Here is a 7,110-nt window from a genome sequence, read left to right on the forward strand (position 1 = left end):
CCGCGCGCGCTACTGATGAAACTACGGATCTGGTGACGGCCGAGCTAGATTAAATGATCCGCGGCCACGTTAATAGCGGGAGTCCGCTCCCATTTCGTCGTCATCGCCACGCGACGCTCCGATCCCAGTCGGGCGGAACAGCAACTTGGCCGCGAACATCTTTTCGCTGATCCGTCCCTGGGATTTCAGTTGGCCGCCGTGACGCTTGCAGTGCGGGCACGGCATCGTGCCGCCGAGCAGACTGGCGTTTTGCGGCGTTATCCGGAGGTCAAACTTGTACCCGCAGCCGGGATTCTGGCAAATCGTGCGGTAAACGATTCCCGGGTTACCGGTGTTTTTAGATTCATGTCGGCTGACCGCTGTTTGCATTTTCCTTTCTCCTCACTCGCGCGCGGGCGCGAGAGGCTCGCTTCCAATTAAGATAACCATGACTAGCAACTTAGACGTAAGATCGTCACGGAAGTTTCAAGCAAAGTGCGTGCCTCGCGTAACAATTGGCGACCGAAGCTAAAATTGAGTAAAATCAAGCTAAATTCACTCGCGCACACCTTTCTTTCGTGAGAGACTCTCGTGACTACCCGGAAATTCCTGCGGCATTTGACACTATCGAGAGATTTTGCGAACGGAAAAACCTGCAGCCTCAGAATGACTTCCGATGTTACCGCAAGACACTTATACTTGGCGGGCTGATTTTGCCCCAGGCTGGCTGTGAAATGACGATACGAGTCCGGTTTCCCGAATGAGAACGTTGGCGTTAGTGATGGCCGGTGGGCAGGGGACGCGGCTGCATCCTCTCACCCGTGACCGCGCCAAGCCCGCGGTGCCGTTCGGCGGCAAATACCGCATCATCGACTTCGTCCTCTCCAACCTCGTCAATTCGGGCATCTACGCGATCTACGTGCTGGTGCAATGGCGCTCGCAATCGCTGATCGAGCATCTCAAGGACGGATGGCAGTTCGGAGGGATGCTGCCGGATCACTTCGTGATCCCGGTGCCGGCCCAGATGCGGATGGGCGAGCTGTGGTACCAGGGCACGGCGGATGCGATTTTTCAGAATCTCAATCTGATCGACGACACCAAGCCAGACCTCGTCGCGGTCTTCGGCGCCGACCACATCTACCGGATGGACATCCAGCAGATGATCGAGTTCCACATGGAGCGCAAGGCGGCCGTCACCGTCGCGACGCTGCCGGTGAACGTCGATGAGGCGAATCAGTTCGGCATCGTGCAGGTTGATTCGGGGCTGCGCGTTTCGGGTTTCGTCGAGAAGCCGGACAATCCGCCGCAGATGCCCGGCGCGCCGGGACGCTCGCTGGCCTCGATGGGTAACTACCTGTTCAGTCCCGAAGTGCTGCGCGAGGCGCTGATCGAGGATTCGATCAACGAAAAGAGCAATCACGACTTCGGCCGCGACCTGATTCCCGCACTGATCGACCGGGTGCCGGTGTACGCCTACAACTTCATGACCAATCGGATCCGCGGCGACTCCGAGGTCAATCTCAGTTACTGGCGCGACGTCGGGACGCTCGACGCCTACTACGAGGCCAACATGGACCTGCGTGACGCGCGCCCGCATCTGAATCTATACAATGCGTACTGGCCGCTGCGGACTGCGTACTACGATCAGCCTCCGGCGAAGTTCGTGTTCGACGAAAACGGACGGCGTGGGCTGGCGCTGCATTCGGTGATCGGCGAGGGATGTATCGTGTCGGGCGGCGCGATTCGCAACTCGGTGCTCGGACGCTCGGTAGTCGTGCATTCGTACAGCCTGGTCGAGGATTCGGTCATAATGGACTACGCGGACATCGGACGGCACGCGAAAATCAGGCGGGCGATTATCGACAAGAACGTCTATGTTCCAGAGGGCGAAGAGATAGGATACGACCTCGAGCGCGACCGGCAGCGATTTTTCGTCACCGAATCGGGCCTGGTCGTGATTCCCAAGGGTCCCAAGCGCGAACGGTCGGTACTCTAAATGACGCAAGCGTCTCCGTCGGCAAATCCCACGCTCGATCGCCGCGAATCAACGAAACAGGATTTGACCGGCGACGTGCTGCGCCGCGGCGCAGCTCCAGCCGACTCGATCAATGGCGACCCGCAGAGGCCGGACTTTCCGCTCTCGCGCGGAAAACCGAAGAGCACCCGCATTCAGCTCGGTCCCAGGGACCGGCTCATCTTCTGGATACTGGTGGCCGCGCTGCACGTGCTCAGTCTCCTGCCCGACTTCATTCTCCATAAGTTGGGAATCGCGTGCGGTTTAATTTTCCATCGCTTCGACCTTCGTCATCGACGAATCGGAATGCGCAATCTTGAGATTGCCTTTCCCGAAAAGAGCGAAGCGGAGCGAAATCGAATCCTGCGCGCGTCGTATATCAACCTCGGCCGCACCGGCGCCGAGTACGTTCGCCTCGGCGGCTTTTTCTACCGCCGGCTCGGGCGCCGCGTGACCTACAATCGGCTCGACGTCTGGAACGAACTCCATCCGAGGTACCCTGGTAAGGGCGCGCTTATCCTGACCGCCCACTTCGGCGGCTTCGAGATGCTGCCCGCGGGTCACGCGCTGCACGGCTTCCAGATAGGCCTGGTGCATCACACGCAACGCTTCCTCGCGGGCGACGACCTGATGTCGTTCATCCGCGAGCGCGCAGGCGTGCAGATAATTCGCAAGCATACGGCGGCACGGGAGATGCTGCGCTCGCTCAAGCGCGGTGAGATTATTGGCATCCCGCTCGATCAGAACGCGAAGCGCTCCGAAGCAATCTGGGTTCCGTTCTTCGGCGAGCTGGCCGCAACCCCCAGCGGCTTCGATCGCCTCGCGATGATGGCGGGGGCGCCGGTTGTCCCGGTCTTCATCGTCCGCCAACCAGACGGCGTCAGCCACGTAATCGAAATCTTCGAAGAAATCCCCCAGCAACGAACCGGCGACCGCAACGCCGACGCGCTGGTAAACACCGCCCGCTACCAAAAAGCCATCGAAGAGATGGTCCGAAAACACCCGGAACAATGGCTCTGGACCCATAGGCGCTACCGGACCAGTCCAGTGAGGGGCACCCCGTCCCTGTACGACTAGTCTCTCGGGATCGCCCGGCAAAAAACTGCGGCGCTGATCCGATTCTAAAATGGAAAGTCCGGACTAGCGTCGCAGGACAAACACAATGGACAACATCGAGAAATACCAGAAGCAACTTCTGGAGCAGACGCAGAAACTCTACCAAGAGACGCCAATCAGCGAAGCGACCGTGCAGGCGTACCTCGCGAATCCCCGGCACTGCTTTGTCAAACGCTATCGCGAATGGTTCACCAAGGAATGGCATGTAGTGAATCCAGATAATTTGGCCGAACACCTGGCTACGCTCTACGCGAACCGGCCAATAATTCTGTTTGGCGACGACCACCAGCACGTCCCGTCCACCATCTCGCAGCCCGCGTTCGTGCTTCGAATGCTCGACCTTCTGCAACTTAAGCCGGGAGATAAGGTCTTTGAACTGGGAGCCGGCAGCGGATGGAACGCCGCACTCATGGGGCATCTGGTGGGAGGACAAGGACATGTCGTGAGTCTCGAGATCATTCCGGAGCTGGCCCAGAGCGCCGCGCAACTATCGAGTCGATGGGAATCTCGAACGTGCACGTCGTCGCCGGTGACGGCGCGGACGGTTACCCGGATGAAGCTCCCTACGATCGCGCCATCTTTACCGCCGGAGCATTCGATGTGCCGCGTTATTTCTACGAGCAGCTCCGGGACGAAGGATTGTTGCTCGCGGTAATCAAGAACGAAGGCGGCGGAGATAACTTGTTCCTTCTGCGCAAAAACGGCGATCACTTCGAGTCGATGCACTCGCAGCCGTGCGGGTTCGTCCAGCTTCGGGGCAGATACGAATTTGAAAATCTGGAGCCAGCAGTTTTGGAGAAGGCGATACCCGGGTGGAGCGAGCCGCAGGGCAAAGAGATCGGCAAAAGGCGTTTCTGGTGGGGCGGCAAAGGAAGAGCGGGATTCGTGTGGACCACCTTGGGCATCCGCTCCTTTCTGGGGATCACCGAGCCCGCGTTTCGTGCCTTCAAGACTGCAAAACTCGACGAACAGGACATAGAACATCACTACTTCGGGCTATGGGACGCGGAGAAACACTCGCTGGTCGTCGCGAAAGACGATTGGCTGGTCACATATGGCAATACGCAAGCCGAGGAACGTCTGCTGCAACGGGTTCGCCAGTGGGTAGAAGTGGGCATGCCGACTGCGGCTTGTCTCGACCTAAAAGTATTTCCGATCGACGCGCCGTTAAAAGCTGGCGACAATCAATGGTTGGTCAAACGCAGGGACTCGCAATTCCTGTGGACTTTACAGCCGTGATCGCGTTCCGAGAGAGAGCTCCGGCAAGTTAGCCGTCAGGCGGGTCGCTGCGCGCCAGTGATTGGTCGCAGCATCGCGAGAATAACGATCGCGATCACCCATGCGACGGCGCCGCCTATCAGCGGAATTGCGCCACCGCCTGCTATCCACCAGGGGATTGCGGCGCGGTTCAGAATAATTTTCGGCCACAGCTTTGCGCCCAGCACGAAGCCGCAATGCAGGCCGATCGAGAAATACACACTGCCGGTGAGGATATACGCCTCGCCGAGCACGACGCCCAGCAGGAACAGGCCAATCAGCGTGGGAATCGCGATCGCCGGATCGGTGAACTGGTCGATGCTGTGCGCGAGTGTGATCAATCCTGCCGCGGGCTCGTAGCCGGTAACGTAGAAGCGCGCCGGAGAGCGCACCAGATGCGCGACGGCGTAGATTGCGGCGCTCGCGATCAGCGCGACGCGGTTGCCGAAGTCGGCTTTCATGCCGCCGAGCAGGAACGCGCGGAAGAATGCTTCCTCGATGAATCCGATCGCTATCGCCGATAGAAAAAATTTCGGGATCAACGCCACGGCCGCTTCGTGATTGCCGAGTCCGCCGCCACCAACTCCCAGCGCGAGTCCGAATAAAATCGCGATCGCGATCATCGCAACGACGAAACCGCGAATCGCGCGCACGATGCTTGGGGCCGCGGGATGACTGAAGCCGCGGCTCAGCAGCGAAACCAGGTTCAGGTTGCGCGCAGCAAACAGCATCACGACCAGCAGCGACACCATCACGGTGCGATCGAAGACTCGCGGAAACGGGTAGTGCCATCCCGCAGCCGACACCGCGACTGCTGCGAGCGGTGCGAAAATAATCGCGGCGACGATTCCCGCGACTAGTACGAGCGCGAATCGCGCCGTGAACGAGCGCGGCATGGAACCTAACCCCTAACCCCTTCCCGAGCGGGAAGGGGGACCGGACGCAAGAAATGACTTTTCCCCTTAACCAAGTTCTAACAGGGACGAAGTCCCGCATCCTTTCTTATCTTGATACTTAGCTGCAGGGGTTACCCCTGCCGAAGGAAGTGTGACACCCGCCGCGGGTTTCACGTTAAATCGAGTTTTGCTCAGTGCGGCCGCTCCGGATCGAGTTGCGGCTCGAGTGTCACCTCGACCGGGCATGCGCCGGTCGGAGAGTTTACGATCTGCATCACGGCTTGCGCGACGTCCGCCGTTGAAAGCATCGCGGCACGTTCGAGGCGCTTGTTATTCGGGATCAGCGCAGTATCGACGAGTCCCGGAACGATCACCGAGAGCTTGAGGCCGCTCTGGCGCATCTCGTGGAACGACGCGCGCGTGAATGCGATCAGTGCGGCTTTGGTCGCCGCGTATACCACCTCGCCGGCGGGTGCTTTGATCGCCGCCGACGACGCGACGTTGACGATCGTGCCACTCCCTCGCGCGGTCATCGCGGCGGCGGCCAGGCGCGTGAGCGCGATCGGTGCGCGCAAGTTCACCGCGATCATCCGGTCCACGTCGACGAGGCGCGTCTTGAGCAGCGGCGTTCGCGGTGGGGCCCATCCGGCGTTGTTGACGAGCACGTCGATACGCCCGTAGCAGTCCAGCGCGGCGTCGAATAGCAGGTCGGGCGCGTCTTCGCTGGCCAGGTCAACCAGAACAATCAACCCGCGTTCCGGCGGCAGTCCGCTCTGGGAGCGAGTCTCCTCGAGTTCGTCGCGTGAGCGAGCGGCGAGGCATAGCGAGTAGCCGGCGCGAGCGAGCTCGAGTGCGACCGCGCGTCCGATGCCGCGGCCCGCGCCCGTTACTATCGCCACGCGTGCTTCCTCTCCGCCCGACGCAGCCGCCGCGGTCATTGGTAACCTTGCACTGACGCAATCGCTCGCACAGACTGACGATAATGAATTCGCAAGTGTTCCGCGAGTACGACATCCGCGGCATCGTCGCCAACGATTTCGACGACGCGTTTGTGGTCGATCTCGGGCGCGGCTACGCCACCCTGTTGCATCGCGCCGGTAAAAAGACGATTACGCTCGGCCGCGATTGCCGGCTGTCGTCGGACCGTTTGCGCGACCGGCTGGCTGAGGGGCTGCTCGGCGCCGGTATCGACGTGGTTGATGTCGGCGTGGTGCCGACGCCGCTGCTTTATTTTTCGGTGCTGAGCTGGAAGATGGATGGCGGCGCGATGATCACCGGCAGCCACAACGCGGCCGAGTACAACGGCTTCAAGCTCGGCGTGGGGCCGACGACGATTCACGGCGCCGAGATTCAGCGGCTGCGCGAAATAGTCGAGCGGCGCGATTTTGTCACGACCGGCGCCAACGGCTCGCTCACTGAGCGTCCTGTGATTCCCGACTACAACGATTTCATCATGTCGCAGTTCAAGCTCAAGCCGGGACTCAAGGTGGTCGTGGACGGCGGCAACGGATGCGGCGGCGTGATTGCGGCGCCGCTGATGAAGCGTCTCGGGCTCGAAACGATCGAGCTCTACACCGAGATGGACGGGCGCTTCCCGAATCATCATCCCGACCCGACGGTCGAAGAGAACATGCGCGACCTCGTCGCGGCGGTGAAAAAAAATCGCGCGGCGATCGGGATCGCATACGACGGCGACGCCGACCGCGTCGGTGCGGTGGACGAGAACGGGAAGATCGTGTGGGGCGACGAGCTGATGGTGGCGTTCTCGCGCGCGATTCTGCGCGAGCGTCCCGGCGCGACGATTATCGGCGAGGTGAAATGCTCCAAGCGGATGTACGACGACATCGC

5 protein-coding genes and 2 pseudogenes are annotated in these 7,110 nt (G+C 60.6%); 4 read left to right on the forward strand and 3 right to left on the reverse strand.

What is annotated here, in order from left to right; translation table 11 throughout:
• Nucleotides 1–69 precede the first annotated feature (69 nt).
• Entirely contained in the window at nucleotides 70–369 is a 300-nt protein-coding gene (locus tag VIW95_RS01265; RefSeq protein ID WP_331583210.1) for a hypothetical protein, read from the reverse strand.
• A 370-nt stretch (nucleotides 370–739) separates the two neighbouring features.
• On the opposite strand from VIW95_RS01265, the gene glgC reads away from it, so the two are divergent.
• The 3 genes and pseudogenes from glgC to VIW95_RS01280 all read left to right on the forward strand — a co-directional run bounded on the left by glgC (nucleotide 740) and on the right by VIW95_RS01280 (nucleotide 4,348).
• Nucleotides 740–1,975, forward strand: coding sequence for a glucose-1-phosphate adenylyltransferase (gene glgC / locus VIW95_RS01270; protein WP_331583212.1), 1,236 nt, complete (start codon nucleotides 740–742; stop codon nucleotides 1,973–1,975).
• Nucleotides 1,976–3,070: a lysophospholipid acyltransferase family protein gene (locus VIW95_RS01275; RefSeq protein ID WP_331583214.1), complete on the forward strand. Its 1,095-nt coding sequence runs from the start codon at nucleotides 1,976–1,978 to the stop codon at nucleotides 3,068–3,070.
• A gap of 370 nt (nucleotides 3,071–3,440) precedes the next feature.
• Nucleotides 3,441–4,348: pseudogene (locus tag VIW95_RS01280) on the forward strand (protein-L-isoaspartate O-methyltransferase family protein).
• A gap of 35 nt (nucleotides 4,349–4,383) precedes the next feature.
• Here the strand turns inward: VIW95_RS01280 and VIW95_RS01285 are convergent.
• Complete coding sequence (locus VIW95_RS01285) at nucleotides 4,384–5,262, reverse strand: CPBP family intramembrane glutamic endopeptidase (RefSeq protein ID WP_331583215.1); 879 nt, start codon at nucleotides 5,260–5,262, stop codon at nucleotides 4,384–4,386.
• A 191-nt stretch (nucleotides 5,263–5,453) separates the two neighbouring features.
• The gene (locus VIW95_RS01290) at nucleotides 5,454–6,161 is read right to left on the reverse strand and encodes an SDR family oxidoreductase (RefSeq protein ID WP_331583217.1); all 708 of its coding nucleotides are present in this window, start codon (nucleotides 6,159–6,161) and stop codon (nucleotides 5,454–5,456) included.
• A gap of 83 nt (nucleotides 6,162–6,244) precedes the next feature.
• Between VIW95_RS01290 and VIW95_RS01295 the strand changes: the two are divergent.
• Nucleotides 6,245–7,110 (forward strand): annotated as a pseudogene (locus VIW95_RS01295) (phosphomannomutase/phosphoglucomutase); the annotation flags it as partial.

It is taken from the genome of Binatus sp. (SeqCode), from assembly GCF_036522015.1.
In the GTDB taxonomy this organism is placed as follows: domain Bacteria; phylum Desulfobacterota; class Binatia; order Binatales; family Binataceae; genus Binatus.